Source organism: Alkalicoccus saliphilus (assembly GCF_003044065.1).
GTDB lineage: Bacteria > Bacillota > Bacilli > Bacillales > Salisediminibacteriaceae > Alkalicoccus > Alkalicoccus saliphilus.
Genome location: NZ_PZJJ01000004.1, coordinates 140,565 through 155,788 on the forward strand (window position 1 = coordinate 140,565; position 15,224 = coordinate 155,788).

At 46.5% G+C, this 15,224-nt stretch carries 17 protein-coding genes and 1 other annotated feature; of the genes, 14 read left to right on the forward strand and 3 right to left on the reverse strand.

What is annotated here, in order from left to right; translation table 11 throughout:
• The first annotated feature begins 1 nt into the window (after position 1).
• From coaE to thrS, 9 genes are all read left to right on the forward strand, one after another.
• Positions 2–601 carry a dephospho-CoA kinase gene (coaE, locus tag C6Y45_RS04290; RefSeq protein ID WP_107583790.1) on the forward strand — a complete coding sequence of 200 codons (600 nt, stop codon included), beginning with the start codon at positions 2–4 and terminating at the stop codon, positions 599–601.
• Positions 602–1,458: 857 nt separating this feature from the next.
• Positions 1,459–2,487, forward strand: a complete 1,029-nt coding sequence (locus C6Y45_RS04300; protein WP_107583792.1) for a glyceraldehyde-3-phosphate dehydrogenase — start codon at positions 1,459–1,461, stop codon at positions 2,485–2,487.
• A 233-nt stretch (positions 2,488–2,720) separates the two neighbouring features.
• The gene (gene speD, locus C6Y45_RS04305; RefSeq protein ID WP_107583793.1) at positions 2,721–3,113 is read left to right on the forward strand and encodes an adenosylmethionine decarboxylase; all 393 of its coding nucleotides are present in this window, start codon (positions 2,721–2,723) and stop codon (positions 3,111–3,113) included.
• A 431-nt stretch (positions 3,114–3,544) separates the two neighbouring features.
• Entirely contained in the window at positions 3,545–3,952 is a 408-nt protein-coding gene (locus tag C6Y45_RS04310; protein ID WP_107583794.1) for a DUF1499 domain-containing protein, read from the forward strand.
• 18 nt (positions 3,953–3,970) lie between these two features.
• Entirely contained in the window at positions 3,971–4,432 is a 462-nt protein-coding gene (nrdR, locus tag C6Y45_RS04315) for a transcriptional regulator NrdR (RefSeq protein WP_107583795.1), read from the forward strand.
• A gap of 400 nt (positions 4,433–4,832) precedes the next feature.
• The gene (locus C6Y45_RS04320; RefSeq protein WP_107583796.1) at positions 4,833–6,215 is read left to right on the forward strand and encodes a replication initiation and membrane attachment family protein; all 1,383 of its coding nucleotides are present in this window, start codon (positions 4,833–4,835) and stop codon (positions 6,213–6,215) included.
• A 6-nt stretch (positions 6,216–6,221) separates the two neighbouring features.
• The gene (gene dnaI, locus C6Y45_RS04325) at positions 6,222–7,160 is read left to right on the forward strand and encodes a primosomal protein DnaI (protein ID WP_107583797.1); all 939 of its coding nucleotides are present in this window, start codon (positions 6,222–6,224) and stop codon (positions 7,158–7,160) included.
• Between the two features lie 158 nt (positions 7,161–7,318).
• Positions 7,319–8,425, forward strand: coding sequence for a cyclic dehypoxanthinyl futalosine synthase (mqnC, locus tag C6Y45_RS04330; protein ID WP_107583798.1), 1,107 nt, complete (start codon positions 7,319–7,321; stop codon positions 8,423–8,425).
• Positions 8,426–8,756: 331 nt separating this feature from the next.
• Positions 8,757–10,691: a threonine--tRNA ligase gene (thrS, locus tag C6Y45_RS04335; protein ID WP_107583799.1), complete on the forward strand. Its 1,935-nt coding sequence runs from the start codon at positions 8,757–8,759 to the stop codon at positions 10,689–10,691.
• Between the two features lie 251 nt (positions 10,692–10,942).
• Here thrS and C6Y45_RS04340 read toward each other — a convergent pair whose 3' ends face one another.
• Together C6Y45_RS04340 and C6Y45_RS04345 are read right to left on the reverse strand one after the other, a co-directional pair.
• A complete protein-coding gene (locus C6Y45_RS04340; protein WP_107583800.1) occupies positions 10,943–11,308 on the reverse strand; it encodes a hypothetical protein in 366 nt (121 codons plus the stop codon).
• A 341-nt stretch (positions 11,309–11,649) separates the two neighbouring features.
• Entirely contained in the window at positions 11,650–12,060 is a 411-nt protein-coding gene (locus tag C6Y45_RS04345; protein WP_146159149.1) for a hypothetical protein, read from the reverse strand.
• A gap of 172 nt (positions 12,061–12,232) precedes the next feature.
• Positions 12,233–12,347 (forward strand) — a sequence feature (ribosomal protein L20 leader region).
• Between the two features lie 77 nt (positions 12,348–12,424).
• On the opposite strand from C6Y45_RS04345, the gene infC reads away from it, so the two are divergent.
• From infC to C6Y45_RS04370, 5 genes are all read left to right on the forward strand, one after another.
• On the forward strand, positions 12,425–12,934 hold the full coding sequence (gene infC, locus C6Y45_RS04350; RefSeq protein WP_107583802.1) for a translation initiation factor IF-3: 510 nt from the start codon (positions 12,425–12,427) through the stop codon (positions 12,932–12,934).
• Positions 12,935–13,012: 78 nt separating this feature from the next.
• Positions 13,013–13,204 carry a 50S ribosomal protein L35 gene (gene rpmI, locus C6Y45_RS04355; RefSeq protein ID WP_107583803.1) on the forward strand — a complete coding sequence of 64 codons (192 nt, stop codon included), beginning with the start codon at positions 13,013–13,015 and terminating at the stop codon, positions 13,202–13,204.
• A gap of 46 nt (positions 13,205–13,250) precedes the next feature.
• On the forward strand, positions 13,251–13,607 hold the full coding sequence (rplT, locus tag C6Y45_RS04360; RefSeq protein WP_107583804.1) for a 50S ribosomal protein L20: 357 nt from the start codon (positions 13,251–13,253) through the stop codon (positions 13,605–13,607).
• Positions 13,608–13,682: 75 nt separating this feature from the next.
• The gene (locus C6Y45_RS04365; protein WP_160058123.1) at positions 13,683–13,940 is read left to right on the forward strand and encodes a DUF1294 domain-containing protein; all 258 of its coding nucleotides are present in this window, start codon (positions 13,683–13,685) and stop codon (positions 13,938–13,940) included.
• 15 nt (positions 13,941–13,955) lie between these two features.
• The gene (locus C6Y45_RS04370; RefSeq protein ID WP_107583806.1) at positions 13,956–14,516 is read left to right on the forward strand and encodes a TVP38/TMEM64 family protein; all 561 of its coding nucleotides are present in this window, start codon (positions 13,956–13,958) and stop codon (positions 14,514–14,516) included.
• Between the two features lie 66 nt (positions 14,517–14,582).
• Here the strand turns inward: C6Y45_RS04370 and C6Y45_RS04375 are convergent, their stop codons facing one another.
• Positions 14,583–14,987: a sigma-w pathway protein ysdB gene (locus C6Y45_RS04375; protein WP_107583807.1), complete on the reverse strand. Its 405-nt coding sequence runs from the start codon at positions 14,985–14,987 to the stop codon at positions 14,583–14,585.
• Between the last annotated feature and the right edge of the window lie 237 nt (positions 14,988–15,224).

A 15,224-nucleotide genomic window follows, 5' to 3' on the forward strand; every position in this document is an offset into this window, starting at 1 on the left:
CATGAAGCTTGGATTGACAGGAAGTATTGCTACAGGTAAAAGTACCGTTTCCCAGATGTTTAAAGAGGAGGGCTGTCCGGTTATTGACGCCGACTTGATCGCAAGAGAAGTTGTTGAACCGGGGACGCCGGTGCTGGAAGAGATTGTCCGGCATTTTGGAGAACATATTCTGCACGAGGACGGTACGCTGAACCGCAAGCGGCTTGGAGAAATCGTTTTTGAACATCCGGAAGAACGGGAAAAGCTGAACAGCATGGTTCATCCGGCAGTCAGACTGGAAATGAAAGAACGCTCGGAGGCGGCGGAAGCCGCAGGAGAACCGCTCATTATCCTGGATATTCCACTGCTCATTGAAAACGACCTTTATTATCTTATCGACGAAGTAGTGGTTGTGTATGTACCGGAGGAAGTCCAGAAGGAACGGCTGATGACGAGAAACGGCTACTCGGAAGAAGAAGCAGATCAGCGGATCACTTCCCAGATGCCGATTGAGAAAAAACGAAAAGAAGCGGATTACATTATAGATAATTCCGGAACGCTGGAAGATACGAGAGCTCAGGTGAAAGAGCTTGTCCGAAAATTCGTGCCGGAAAAACATTAAAGTACGGAAAAACTCCGCTCCAATCCGGCCTGCCGTGGAGTAGCCTTCAGCTTACTCACACCCACATTTTATTTTCGATGCATTTTGAATTACAGAAACACCTCCCACAAATTTAGTCCGGAGCGGGCTGATGGGAGGTGTTTTTAATTTGCTTTTTTACGGGTGGGCATAAGCCGTAAAAAGTTTTATATAACTGACATGTAAAATAAAAGATACGTTAAAGCATTCGCGGTTGACGGCTGGAGAAACACTTCGCTTCCAACCGGCCTGCCGTGGAGGAGATTTTCAGCTTCTTCAGGCTGCGCCCTATCCTCCAATCTCTTTCTCCACGGGCCGATTTCCGCTTCGTTTTTTCATAAAAAAAGAAAAGAGAAGCTTTTTATAAATGCTGCTCTTTTTTTTAAAACCGAGGCCCGGGCAGATCCTCCCGGACGGAAGGACAGCCGCATGCTTTCTCCGCGGCAGGTGTAAAGAGCCGCAGGCAATCTTCAAAAACAACATGGAGCTTGGTTCTTACGTGAACATGGAGAAATCAAACTGCTTTTTCTATTAAAACCAAATTGATCAAATAAGTTCCATATAATAAAACCCGTTCCACCGGTATTTTCATTAGGAGTACCTGATGGACCAAACCAGCAGAGAGGGATCTTCCCTTTCCTTGCGTAAGAACTTGGATCTTTAAAAGAGCCAGAATAAATGAAAAAATTAAGAAAAGTCCTGGTAGTACAGAGACCATATATGGGAAAAATTCCCCGTTCTGTTTTACAAAATTATATAGTCATTCACAAAACAAATGTGTTATACTATATCTGTGAAAACGCTTATATAATATAACACAATAGCATGGAGGGGTACTCATGATACGAGTAGCAATTAATGGGTTCGGAAGAATTGGACGAATGGTGTTCCGGAAAGCAATGATGGACGAAAAGGTGGAAATTGCCGCAATTAATGCCGGTTATCCTGCAGAGACACTTGCACACCTTGTGAATTACGATACAGTTCACGGCACATACCAAAAAAGAGTGGAGGCAGAAAACGGCCGACTGATCGTGGACGGGAAAAAGGTGGAGCTTGTGAATTACCGCGATCCGGAGCAGCTTCCTTGGAAAGACCTTAACATTGATATTGTTCTGGAAGCGACAGGGAAATTCCGTGAAAAAGAGGAGGCAGCCAAACATATTACAGCTGGTGCCAAGAAAGTCATCATCACAGCCCCGGGGAAAAATGAGGATGTGACGATCGTTTACGGCGTCAATGAAAAAGATTACGACCACCGGAATCACGACGTTATTTCCAATGCTTCCTGTACTACGAACTGCCTTGCCCCGGTAGTAAAAGTACTTCAGGAAGAGCTCGGAATCGAATCGGGAATGATGACTACTGTACACTCCTACACAGGAGATCAGCGGAACATCGACAATCCCCATAAGGATCTCCGCCGGGCCCGAGCCTGTGCCCAGTCCATCATTCCTACTACGACAGGGGCAGCTAAAGCTATTTCTGCTGTTATTCCGGAAATGAAAGGGAAACTTCACGGACTCGCCCTCCGGGTACCGACACCGAACGTTTCTCTTGTGGACCTTGTAGTAGATGTAGAAAAAGATACGACAGTAGAAGAAGTAAACGAAGTACTGAAAAATGCCGGAAAGAAAAATATGGAAGGCATTATCGGCTACACAGACGATCCGCTTGTATCAATTGACTTCAACGGGGACGAGCGTTCGGCTATTATTGACGGACAGTCCACCATGGTTATTAACGACCGTCAGGTAAAAGTACTTGCGTGGTACGATAATGAGTGGGGCTACTCCTGCCGCCTTCTGGATCTTGTCTATCATGTAGGAAGCTTTATCCAGGCTGATCAGAATACGTACGCCTCCTGATACCAAGGAGGACGGCCCGCCGGCCCCGCCGGCGGGCTTTCACTCTTTCATGGGCAATAATGTAAAAAAAGATTGCATTCTTCTCTTAAAGGCAGTATACTAACCTTCGTAATGTTTCCGTGATTATGTAAAGGGTTAGGACCTCTCAGGACTAACTTTCCCCCAGTAATCACACGCTGCTGTCAGCGGGAAATATGATTTATGATTTTGAACATTAAAAGGGGGAGTCCTAAATGGATACTATGGGAAGACATGTTATTGCAGAACTTTGGCAGTGCAGTATTGAAAAACTGAATGATATCACATTTATTGAGCGTGTTTTTGTTGATGCTGCCCTTGAGGCAGGAGCAGAAGTCCGTGAAGTAGCTTTTCATAAATTTGCACCTCAGGGAGTAAGTGGAGTAGTTATTATCAGTGAGTCACATTTGACGATTCACAGTTTTCCGGAGCACGGCTACGCGAGTATTGATGTTTACACGTGTGGTGACCGGATTGACCCGAATGTTGCAGCCAATTATATCGGACGAGCCCTGGAGGCCGGCAGAGCAGAAGCAGTGGAAATTCCACGCGGTATCGGGCCGATCGAAGTAAACCATAATAAATCAGAAGCAGCCTATACAAAATAAATGTTTTCTCCTTTCCGCACACGGAAAGGAGATTTTTTTGAAGGTACATATTACTGAAAGGCCGTATGCCGTTATTTGCTTGTTAAAAACACTGTAATTTTCAGCTGGGCTGAAGTTTATGACTGAGTCCTGAAGAAAGTTCCGCTCAAAGTTTTGTGCCAACAATGGAGAGAAATAGACTTCTTTATTGTTGGATGATTCACCACCCGCTTCTTCCTGCGGAGGGTGAAGAAACAATGTACCTTTATAGGAAGGCGCAGGAGAGGACTCCGGTCCACTTGGAAAGCTTTTCCGCGGAAACGAAGCGCACGTTTATTACTTACTAATCCGTATTTTCAAGGCTCACTGGTTTTTAGAGGGGGTTCCTTAAAGTGTCTGATTGAAGTATGGACTGTTTCTTGCTATGCTTAAAGAAGACGAGGTGGATACAGATGGGATTTATACAGAATGTAAAAAAGATATTCAGCAAAAAAACAGAAACAAGTGAAAAACATGAAGATAAAACACTTCAGACACACTATTATAAAGCAATGAGAGAGAAAGTATTTGCTGAGCTGGAAACGATGTTTTCGAAGAAACAGGGATTTGAAGTCAGCTCCATTTCAGAAGAGCATGGGGAAATGATTGTTCACGTTAAAAGCGGAAAAAAAGCTTTTATGGTAATAACGATCATTATGGTACGGCCATACCGTACTGCTGTTGATTTTTCAGTCCATACGGATACTGTCCTGTTCAGTGATTTCGGTTACAGTGCCAAGCTTATACGAAGCTTATATAAAGAGCTAAATGAGAGGCTCACTTTTACCGGGACTGGACTCGGTGATGAGCTGAGCCGGTAAACCAGGGAGGAAGCGACGATGAGATGTCCGCACTGTGACCATAACGGCACTAAAGTACTTGATTCGCGTCCCAGTGATGAGGGGCGCGCCATCCGCCGCCGCAGAGAATGTGAATCGTGCGGCTACAGATATACAACGTTCGAGCGGGTAGAAAAGACACCGCTGATCGTCGTCAAAAAGGACGGTAACCGGGAGGAATTCAGCCGGGAAAAGCTGCTCCGGGGACTTGTGCGTGCCTGTGAAAAAAGGCCCGTCCCTGTAGAAAGCCTGGAAAAACTGACTGCTGATGTTGAAAAGGAAATGCGGAACCGCGGCCAGTCGGAAGTCAACAGCAATGATATCGGAGAATACGTTATGAAGCATCTTGCAGATATAGACGATGTAGCCTACGTGCGTTTTGCTTCAGTATACCGCCAGTTTAAAGATATTAATGTATTTGTCGACGAACTGAAAGACCTTATCAACCGGAACGGCTCCTGACTGTACGAAACCCGGCTTATTTTTGTATCAGCTATGGGACAACCAGTGTTGATTACTAAATTTTGAAAGTCGCCTGCGGCTGGCCTTTCGTCCGGGAGGATCTGCGCGCTTCCGCAGGCGTCTCTGCCCGGGCCTCGGTTTTACGTAATAAAGAACACCCTGCATGAAAAGCAGAACTTTTCTTTTCTATAAAAAACGAAGCGGAAACCGGCCCGTGGAGAAAGAGATTGGAGGTTAGGGCGCAGCCTGCCCGAAAACCTCCTCCACGGCAGGCCGGTTGGAAGCGAAGTATTTCTCCAGCCGTCGGCCAACTTTAACAGAGTCAAACAAAAAAGAGAGTAGAACCGGGGCTGTCCCAGCAAATGTGCCGGGGCAGTCCTTTTTATGGGGAGGGAGAAAGATGCAGTGGCAGGAAATTGTACCGGCAACTCCGTTTACAGCTTTTACGTGCGGAGATTTTTCGGCAGAGAAAGCAGATACAATGACGATGCTGTATCAGCCTCTCATTGGTCCTGTAGCATACAGTCTCTATATGACACTGATGACGGAAATAAACAGGCATCCCGACAAAAAAATATCCGGAACACATAAACAGTGGATGACGCAGAGCGGCCAGCAGCTCCCCATGCTTTTTAAGGAACGCCAGAAGCTGGAGGCACTCGGTCTGGTAGAGGCTTATCAGGAAAAAGCAGAAGATCCTGCTATGTATTATGAGCTTCTTATGCCGCTTCAGCCAAAGGAGTTTTTTCAGGACGAGCTTTTGAGCGTGTATTTATATAACCGGATCGGAAGCAAAGAGCGTTACCGGGAGCTGCGGCGATGTTTTCTGCGGGAAGGCGTGGAAGTGGAAAACCTGAAAAAGACAACAAAAGGCTTCAGTGAAGTTTTCACTTCCGTCCACCCATCCGAAATGAAAAGTACGTCGCGGGAAATGGATAATATTATTGCCGTGTCCTCTGACATACAAGGAGTGGAGAAAGAGGCGGAGTATTCTTTGGAGGCGGCTGTTCCGCTGGAAGAAATCACAGCGCACCTTCCTTCGTTTGTGAACCGTGAAGAGCTTTATAAACCGGAAAACAAAAAGCTTATTCAGCAGATTGCCTTTCTATACAGCTTCTCCTATGAGGAGCTTGCCCACATCATTCAGGAAGCTATGCTTCATACAGATTATATGGACAGCAAAAAAATCCGGGAAGCAGCAAAAAGAAAATACCGTCTTCAGGAAGGCGGGAAGCCGCCAATGCTCGGTATGCGTACCCAGCCTCCCGGTCTTCTCAGTGTAAAAGGAGAGCCGCAGACAGAAGAAGAAGCCCAGATGAAATACTTCGACACCACTTCCCCCGTGGAGTATCTCCATGCCCTCAGCGGAGGAGCGAAAGTCTTTGAAGGTGACATAGCTATTATCGAGGAACTGATGAACGACTATAATCTCCCCTCCGGAGTCGTAAACGTCCTCATCGATTATTTGTATCTTGTTAACAACGGAAAGCTTGCGAAGCAGCTAGCCTTTAAAATTGCGACCCAGTGGAAGCGCAAGAAAATTTCCACTGTCGCCCAGGCGATGGAGATTGCTAAACAGGAACACGAAGAACGCCGGAACTTTCAGACGAAAAAGTCGAAGCCTGCCAAAGAAAAATCGACAGAGCCTGTTCCCAAGTGGATGAAAGAGCAGGAAGAAAACAAAAATGTGGAGGAAGCAGAGCCGGAAGATGTTATGAAAGCCAAGCAGGAAGCGGCCAAATACCGGGAACTGCTGCGCAGGAAGAAAGAAAAGAAAGGATGATCCGGCATGGATCCAATTGAACAGGCGTTAAAACGGTTTGCCGGAGGAAGATTCGAGCAGCAGCTTCAGAAGCTCCGGCAGGAAGTAATGGCCGACAGAAGAATTCAGGATTTTATGAAAGACCATCCGGAGGTCGGTGCAGAAGCGCTGGAAGTCGGATTAAATGAACTTTACCAGTACAAGGAGCAGTGGAAAAACTGTGATAACTGTCCGGGACTCGAAGCATGCCCGAACCTGATGCAGGGATATCAGCCGAAGCTGGAAGTGCAGCGGGGCTACATTAACATGAGCTATCATGCCTGCCCATTAAAGCGGAAGGATGACGAAAGAAAACGGCACGCTTCCTTTATGAAAAGTCTGTACCTTCCAAAAGAGATGCTGTCCGTCACTTTCGACGATTTCAAGGAAGACCATCCGTCCAGAATTAATGCCTTTGCAAAAGCGCTTGAGTTCTGTTCGTCTGTCGACCCCGGGCAGAACGGGCACGGGTTATACATCCACGGACCGTTCGGAGTCGGAAAGACCTTTCTTGTCAGTGCGATTGCCAATGAGCTTGCCGACCAGGAAATCGAGACAATGCTCGTATATACTCCGGACTTTCTGCGGGAACTGAAAGCAGGTATCTCCGACGGCTCCTACCAGGAAAAGCTCGACAACGTAAAACGGGCACCCGTGCTGATTCTTGATGATATCGGGGCCGAAACGATGACTCCTTGGGTGCGTGATGAAGTACTTGGGGCGCTTCTGCAGTTCCGGATGATGGAAAAGCTGCCTACCGTGTTCACATCGAACTTTGATCTGGAGGAGCTGGAGCTTCATCTGGCAACCACACAGCGCGGCGGTACAGAGAAAATCGACCAGCTGAAAGCTAAACGTATCATGGAGCGGATCCAGTATTTAAATCTTCCTCTTTCCATGGAAGGGGACAATAAAAGAAAAGCATAATGGGGACCGTGCCTCCATCAGCAGCTGACGACGGAGGCATTTCTCACGGGAATGTTTCCGTCCGTGATTCAAAAGCGCAGTTTCTTTTGCTGAAAAGACCAATTGTGATACGATGGAACAAGAGAATTGCTACAATTCGTGAATGGAGGACATAAATTATGAGTATTGATGATATTCTTACAAGGGCCCGGAATGGGGAACGTATTACGACAGAAGATGCAATACGACTGTACGAAAGCGATGAAGTGGAAAAAATGGGGGAAGTTGCCAACGAGAAAATGCTGCAGTGGCATCCAAAACCGGAAACGACATTTGTTATCGGCAGAAACGTGAACTATACGAATTTCTGTGATACATACTGCCGCTTCTGTGCCTTCTACCGGCCTCCGAACTCCAAGGACGGCTACACGCTGGAAGATGAGGAGATCTTTAATAAAATTCAGGAAACAAAAGATGTAAACGGAACGGAAATACTGATGCAGGGCGGAACCAATCCGAACCTGCCGTTCAGCTACTATACGGACCTGCTGCGGGAAATTAAAAAACGTTTCGATATTACGATGCATGCTTTTTCTCCTGCGGAAATTTATAAAATGGTGGACGTGTCGGGTCTTCCTCTTGAAGAAGTGCTCAAACAGCTCAAAGAAGCAGGTCTTGATTCTGTTCCCGGCGGCGGAGCGGAAATTCTTGATAACAGAACCCGCCGCCGCATCAGCCGCCTGAAAGGCACATGGGAAGAGTGGATTGACTGCATGAAAGCTGTAAAACGTGCGGGCATGCACGGTACGGCGACGATGGTTATCGGTTTTGGGGAAACGATGGAAGAGCGTGCTCTTCATCTTCAGCGCGTAAGAGATGCCCAGGATGATTCAGACTGCTTCCTCGCCTTTATTTCCTGGACATTCCAGCCGGAAAACACGAATATGAAAGGGGTAAAAATAACTCCCCGGGAATATTTGAAGAACCTGGCTATTTCGCGTATTTTCCTCGACAACGTTCCAAACTTCCAGTCATCCTGGGTGACGATGGGGCCGGAAGTCGGTAAAACGTCCCTTTCCTACGGCTGTAACGACTTTGGAAGCACGATGATTGAAGAGAATGTTGTTTCTGCTGCGGGGGCAACGTATAAGGTGGATACAAACCTGATTCTCCGGCTCATCCGGGAAGCAGGGAAAACGCCAATTCAGCGCAATACAAAATACGAACACCTTCACGTCTTTAAAGAAGGTGAAAAAGTCGAAAAAGACTTTATTATGCAGAATTAAATCAGCTTGATTTTTATCCGGTTCAAGGATATAATATGCTCCAGAAGAACGACGACAGGCTGTGAAGAGGACATGGATACAGGCAATGGGCATTTCAGAGAGGGAGGCATTCTGCTGCGAGCTTCCTGTGCGCATTCTGTATCTACCACCTCCAAGCTTCGCTTTTGAACGGCAAGTAGAAAGCGACGGATCCGCCGTTACCGGATGAATGAAGCGGGCTTTATGCCCGGAATCAGGGTGGAACCACGGTCAGGCACTCGTCCCTTGCGCAGGCAGGGACGGGTGTCTTTTTTGTGCCCGCTGCTTATATCAATTATGAGGAGGATATATTATGTCACAGATTACACTTACTTTTCCCGACGGAGCCAAAAAAGAATTTGAGGCCGGTGTAACTACCGAAGAAATTGCGCAGTCCATTTCGCCGGGTCTTAAGAAAAACGCTCTTGCCGGCAAACTGGACGGAGAGCACATCGATCTCCGCCAGCCGATCGAATCGGATGGAAATGTGGAAATTATTACGTATAACTCGGAAGACGGGCTGCACATTCTCCGTCACAGCACGGCGCATCTGATGGCTCAGGCAGTAAAGCGCCTCTATACGAACGTAAAACTCGGAGTCGGCCCTCCTATTGAAGAAGGATTTTACTACGATATTGATATGGAGGAGACGCTCACTCAGGAGGACCTCCCGAAAATAGAAAAAGAAATGAAAAAAATTATTGATGAAAACCTGGAAATCGAGCGGGTGGAAGTGAGCCGCGAGGAAGCGATCGAACGCTATAAGGAAATCGGAGACGACCTGAAACTTGAGCTTCTCGAGGAAATTCCGGAAGGCGAGAAAATTTCGATCTACAAGCAGGGCGAATTTTTTGATCTCTGCCGCGGGGTGCATGTGCCGCAGACGAGCAAGCTGAAAAAGTTCAAGCTGATGTCAATTAACGGTGCCTACTGGCGCGGGGACAGCAACAACAAAATGCTGCAGCGTATCTACGGTACAGCGTTTCCTAAACAGCAGGAGCTGGAGGACCATCTGCATCTTCTCGAAGAAAGAAAAGAACGGGACCACCGGAAGCTCGGAAAGGAACTCGGTATATTTGCCCTGAATCAAAAAGTAGGGCAGGGGCTTCCGCTCTGGCTTCCGAATGGAGCGACTGTCCGCCGCATCGTCGAGCGCTATATTGTGGACATCGAAGAGCGTCTCGGCTACCAGCACGTATATACGCCGGTTCTCGGGAGCGTGGATCTGTATAAAACATCCGGCCACTGGGATCATTACCAGGAGGACATGTTCCCGGTGATGGAAATGGACAACGAAGACCTCGTGCTCCGTCCGATGAACTGTCCCCACCATATGATGGTTTACAAAAACGAAAAGCACAGCTACCGCAACCTTCCGCTCCGCATTGCCGAGCTCGGTACGATGCACCGGCACGAAATGTCCGGAGCACTTGCCGGCCTGCAGCGGGTGCGCGCGATGACCTTGAACGATGCGCACATTTTCTGCCGTCCGGATCAGCTGAAGGAAGAATTTATCCGCGTCGTGGAACTGATTCAGGCAGTCTACAAAGACTTCGGCATCGACGACTATTATTTCCGCCTTTCCTACAGGGACAAGGAAAATAAAGAAAAATACGTCGACAACGACGAAATGTGGGAAAGAGCACAGGAAATGCTGAAAGAAGCTGTTGACGATATGGGAGTGGAATACGTGGAAGCAGAAGGCGAAGCCGCCTTTTACGGACCGAAGCTGGACGTCCAGGTAAAAACAGCTCTCGGCAAGGATGAAACACTTTCCACAGTTCAGCTCGACTTCCATCTTCCGGAGCGGTTTGATCTCACCTATACAGGAGAAGACGGCAAGGATCACCGTCCGGTCGTTATTCACCGCGGCGTGGTGTCCACAATGGAACGTTTCATTGCCTTCCTTATTGAAGAGTATAAAGGAGCATTCCCGACGTGGCTTGCACCGGTTCAGGTTAAAGCAATTCCTGTCAGCGACGTGCATCTCGATTATGTGAAGAAAGTGGAGGATAAACTCCGCAGAGCAGGAGTCCGTGTGGAAATTGACACACGCGGCGAAAAGCTCGGCTATAAAATCCGGGAAGCCCAGATGAAAAAGATTCCGTATCTGCTCGTCCTGGGTGATAAGGAAATTGAAGCAGAAGGCGTGAATGTACGACGCTACGGCCAGCAGGAAACAGAAGAAATGAGTCTGGAGAAATTCGTGGAACATATGAAGCAGGCAGTGGAATTAAAAGCTGATTAACGCATAGAAAGCTGCCCTTAATCGATGAAAATATCGATAAGGGCAGCTTTTTTCATGGTGCTATAAATATTAAAAACGGTGCAGGCCCCGGCCGTTTTTTTCCATAGAGGTGACGGCGTTTCTTGTGGCAGCGCAGGGATTTGGCGTTAGAAATCGTTTCATGGAAGCTGAGTCTTCTTAGACTGCAAAAAATCTTCCGTTTTAACCTGACGAAGCTGACAGAGCTGATAAGTGTGAATTTGAAAGCTGAATCAGGCAGACGGAACAGTTTCCGAGGGAATTCCTGTATCTTTAATAATTCCATATGCAATAATACCAAGTCCAATAGCAGCTACGAATGGCCCTGATGCAGGACTGGCCATAGGTTCCGAAGCGATAACTGCAAGAAAATACAAAATAAGCAGTACTCCGGCACCAACAGAAACAAATCCTCCGATTTTATTTATCCGCTTTTTGAGGAAAACCGCCACTGCCGGATAAACAATTGCCGCCAGCAGAAAGACTGCATCTGACGAAAATCCGGATAGATTAACAATAAGAACGTTAATCCAGGTAAAAAAGAGCGAAATGAAGGTGACAACTACCCCGGCAGCAAGAATTTTCTTTCCTTTTTCCAAAAATGATTCCCCCTATTAATATCTCTATATAGAACTAGTGTTATCATATCATTAAATTGAAATATTTGTTAATAAAAACTATATTTGGTTTTTGGCGGATTGATCTTATTTCTATATGTAAGCTGAAAACTTCTGTTGGCAGAATGAATCGTTTTGTTCCACTTCTCTTGGCAGCCATGGTTAATTAGATGGAGCATCTCCTGCTTTCAACGGGATTGAGAGAGGGGGACAGGATATTGCTTCATGCTGATTCATCGGTGACTATCAGGTGGTGTGGAGATAATTTTCTCCTGCGTGCAGGAGGATTTATCGAAGAGCAGCCGGGATTGAAAACGAGGTCTTCAGTCTGCACTGGAACTCTTCACCGACTGGTTATCTTTACTAATGCCCCAAGTAATAACAGCGAGGCCGAAAACGGCAATAAACAGTCCGGATGCAGGTGCTGCCCCGGATTCTGAAATAGTGCTGACCAAAAAAGTTAAGGTGATGAGAAATCCTGCGCCAATTGATATGAAGCCCCAGATCCTGTGCACGCCGTTTATTAAATAATAAGAGGCCGATACTGGATAAGCGATAGCCGCCAACAGGATTGCACCTTCCGAGTTCCAGCCTGATATGCTCCCATAAGGAATATGAATCCAGGGAAATGCCAGTGAAACTATAACTATGAAACCGCCGGAAGCTATTAAATTTTCGCTTTTCATCATATAATAATCACCATCTAAGTATTTATTTTGAATATTTTTCATCATAGCACACGCAGTCTGATGGTTTCAGTTTTAGGGGTTTTTTATTAATATCGGTAAAAGCTGTCTTCTTTACCTGAAATGAAAAGATTTTTATGTATTTAAGCGGTGAGTAATTAAAGCATTGACACGGTATGGGCTGTCTGGTATATTGAGTTGGTGAACATTATACGGAAATCAAAGCAAGAAGAAGCGCCCGCTTCTCACCTGATTCGTTAAGACACGTGCAGGTTACTGATTCGGCAACGATGGCAGAAGTGTGGGCGGTTTATCCCCCGCACTTTTTTTGTTGGCGCAGAAAAGCGCCGGCTGGCAAATATCTTGCTTTGCTCCGCAATAATCATGGAGGTGGCTCAATATTAGTAAAGATATGTTCGTAAACGAAAACATTCGTGCCCGCGAAGTTCGACTGATTGGTGCTGACGGCGATCAAATCGGCGTAAAAAGCAAGCAGGAAGCATTGGACATGGCCCGCAATGCTGACCTGGACCTGGTAATGGTTGCGCCGAACGCTAAACCGCCCGTATGTCGTATTATGGACTACGGAAAGTACCGTTTTGAACAGCAGAAAAAAGAAAAAGATGCCCGTAAGAAGCAGAAAATCATTAACGTCAAGGAAGTACGGCTGAGCCCGAACATTGAGGAACATGATTTCAACACAAAGCTTCGTAACGCGCGTAAATTTCTTACTAAAGGAGATAAAGTAAAAGCAGCGATCCGTTTCCGCGGACGTGCGATTACCCACTCCGAACTCGGACGTGACGTGCTTATGCGTCTTGCAGAAGAGTGTAAAGATGTCTCCACGATTGAATCAAAGCCTAAAATGGAAGGGCGCAGCATGTTCCTTATTCTTGCGCCGAATGCAGAAAACGAAAAATAAAGACCGTACTTCACCATACGGCCAGCAATTATATTCACCGACAACAACAACTAATTATGCACAGGAAGGATGTTCAACATGCCAAAAATGAAGACGCACAGCGGTGCATCAAAACGTTTTAAGAGAACAGGTACAGGCAAGCTTAAGCGCGGCCACGGCTTCACAAGCCACCTCGCTGCGAACAAGTCCCAGAAGCAGAAGCGTAAACTGCGCAAATCTTCTCTTGTAGCTAAAGGCGATCAGAAGCGCATCAACGACATGGTTCAGTAATCAACCGGCAAGCTTTTATAAATAAAACATTAGAGGAGGGATTACGATGGCTCGAGTAAAAGGCGGATATACAGCCCGTCGTCGTCGTAAAAGAGTATTAAAATTAGCGAAAGGTTATACAGGTTCCAAACACCGTCTGTTCCGTACAGCGAAGGACCAGGTAATGAAGTCCCACATGTACGCGTACCGCGACCGTCGTCAGAAAAAGCGTGACTTCCGTAAGCTCTGGATTACGCGGATCAACGCTGCGGCCCGCATTAACGGCCTTTCCTATAATCGTCTGATGCACGGACTTAAGACAGCCGGCATCGATATGAACCGCAAGATGCTTGCTGATCTTGCTGTAAACGACGAAAAAGGTTTCGCTGATCTTGCTGCAAAAGCAAAAGAAAACCTTAAGTAAATAATGCAATGGGGCAGCTTCCGGACGCTGAATGATCCGGAAGGGCCCTTTTTTCATGCAGAGGAGCCGGGGAAAATGGAACTGTTATATATATGGTGTGCCATCAACGCCGCCGGCAGCTTTATTTTTTACATAGATAAACAGAAGGCTGTTAAAAGAAAACGAAGAGTATCTGAAAAATCACTGCTGACGTGGGCTTTTTTAGGTGCCGCGCCGTCTATGCTCGTCGTTTCCCGGCTGATCCGCCACAAAACGAGGGTTTTAAAATTTCGCATAGCTCTGCCGCTGATGGCGGGACTGCAGGCAGTGGGTATTATATATTGGATGTATTAAGGAGGAGGAAAGCTGATGGAAAACGTGCAGGATAGTGTTTTTGAAGCAATTGAATATGCAGGCTGGCTTGCTCCGCTCATATTTATCGTACTGCACCTTATCCGGCCGCTTATTTTCCTTCCGGTAGTGCTTGTCTGTATGGCAGGAGGCTATTTTTTCGGTTTTGTCGCAGGAAGCATTTATTCTCTTATCGGGCTGAGTCTGATGAGTGCTGTATTTTACGGAATCGTAAACTATTTTCCTAAATTTCGGAACAGGGTGTCACGTCTGAAGAAAAAAGTGTTTAACGACCGGGATATGACCCCTGGACAGATTATAATTCTCCGCATGATGCCGTTTATTCATTTTCACCTGTTATCGTTATATATTATGGAAATGACTTCGAGTTTTCAGCGGTACATGTATTTTTCCATTATCGGGGTTATCGGTCCGGCGGTAGTGTTCACCGGATTTGGTCATATGCTGGTGGAGCTTGCGTGGGGCTACGCGCTGCTTCTTATCGGCATGATGGGAGCCGTATTTGTTATCCTCGGGCGAAAAGAAGAACAGGTTAATACCGTAGAGAAAAAAGCATAAAAAAACTCCGGCTGTATATGACGGATTTCTTCTGCACAGGAAGAGATCAGTTTCAGCCGGAGTTTTTTATTTTTTCTGTTCGTCAAGCCGCCGCATTAAATCAGCGATCGGGAGGGACCATTCAATAGAAGCTTTAGGATAGCGGACGGTCAGCTCTTTTTCTATAGCATGAAAATCCTGACCGGTCATTCCGCGGAGCTGATCATAGTCTTCTGTCCGCACAAGAATGGATGTTACTTCCACAGAACCATCGCTCGTACCGAGAAACTTTTCGCCTTCGAACATAGCCCCCCGGACGGTAAGAAAAATGTTTTTCCGCACGTTATCGGAATCATCCAGAACATAAAAATCTTCATGCCGTCGGGCCCGTTCCAGTTTCCGCCGCGGATCGAGCAGATATTTAATAACGCTGTATATAATAATACCTACAGCAAGGAGGAGGAACAACTGAAATATCATTACGGTAAACATCTTCATCTCTCCTTCTTTGGGACATCGGTAATTCGTCTATTTTATTAACGCTCTGTGCTGCTGTAAGGCTGTCTGCCGCCGGAAAAATTTCGGGTGTCCTCTCCCGGCAGGCGGAGCAGCAATCAATCATAAGAAAATCAACAAGGCTTTATTGATACTGTTCCCTGTATGAGCTGCAAAGAATCATCTCTTGTATGTTACGATATAATCGAAAGAAAGTTTCATCGTATAACGAAG

Bases quoted from the DNA above. Each gene is read 5' to 3' on its own strand.
- infC (WP_107583802.1), top strand. From the start codon at position 12,425: ATGTTCGTAAACGAAAACATTCGTGCCCGCGAAGTTCGACTGATTGGT.
- C6Y45_RS04300 (WP_107583792.1), top strand. From the start codon at position 1,459: ATGATACGAGTAGCAATTAATGGGTTCGGAAGAATTGGACGAATGGTG.
- C6Y45_RS04370 (WP_107583806.1), top strand. From the start codon at position 13,956: ATGGAAAACGTGCAGGATAGTGTTTTTGAAGCAATTGAATATGCAGGC.
- speD (WP_107583793.1), top strand. From the start codon at position 2,721: ATGGATACTATGGGAAGACATGTTATTGCAGAACTTTGGCAGTGCAGT.
- C6Y45_RS04365 (WP_160058123.1), top strand. From the start codon at position 13,683: ATGGAACTGTTATATATATGGTGTGCCATCAACGCCGCCGGCAGCTTT.
- nrdR (WP_107583795.1), top strand. From the start codon at position 3,971: ATGAGATGTCCGCACTGTGACCATAACGGCACTAAAGTACTTGATTCG.
- C6Y45_RS04345 (WP_146159149.1), bottom strand. From the start codon at position 12,060: ATGATGAAAAATATTCAAAATAAATACTTAGATGGTGATTATTATATG.
- mqnC (WP_107583798.1), top strand. From the start codon at position 7,319: ATGAGTATTGATGATATTCTTACAAGGGCCCGGAATGGGGAACGTATT.
- C6Y45_RS04375 (WP_107583807.1), bottom strand. From the start codon at position 14,987: ATGTTTACCGTAATGATATTTCAGTTGTTCCTCCTCCTTGCTGTAGGT.
- C6Y45_RS04320 (WP_107583796.1), top strand. From the start codon at position 4,833: ATGCAGTGGCAGGAAATTGTACCGGCAACTCCGTTTACAGCTTTTACG.
- C6Y45_RS04310 (WP_107583794.1), top strand. From the start codon at position 3,545: ATGGGATTTATACAGAATGTAAAAAAGATATTCAGCAAAAAAACAGAA.
- dnaI (WP_107583797.1), top strand. From the start codon at position 6,222: ATGGATCCAATTGAACAGGCGTTAAAACGGTTTGCCGGAGGAAGATTC.
- coaE (WP_107583790.1), top strand. From the start codon at position 2: ATGAAGCTTGGATTGACAGGAAGTATTGCTACAGGTAAAAGTACCGTT.
- rplT (WP_107583804.1), top strand. From the start codon at position 13,251: ATGGCTCGAGTAAAAGGCGGATATACAGCCCGTCGTCGTCGTAAAAGA.
- rpmI (WP_107583803.1), top strand. From the start codon at position 13,013: ATGCCAAAAATGAAGACGCACAGCGGTGCATCAAAACGTTTTAAGAGA.
- thrS (WP_107583799.1), top strand. From the start codon at position 8,757: ATGTCACAGATTACACTTACTTTTCCCGACGGAGCCAAAAAAGAATTT.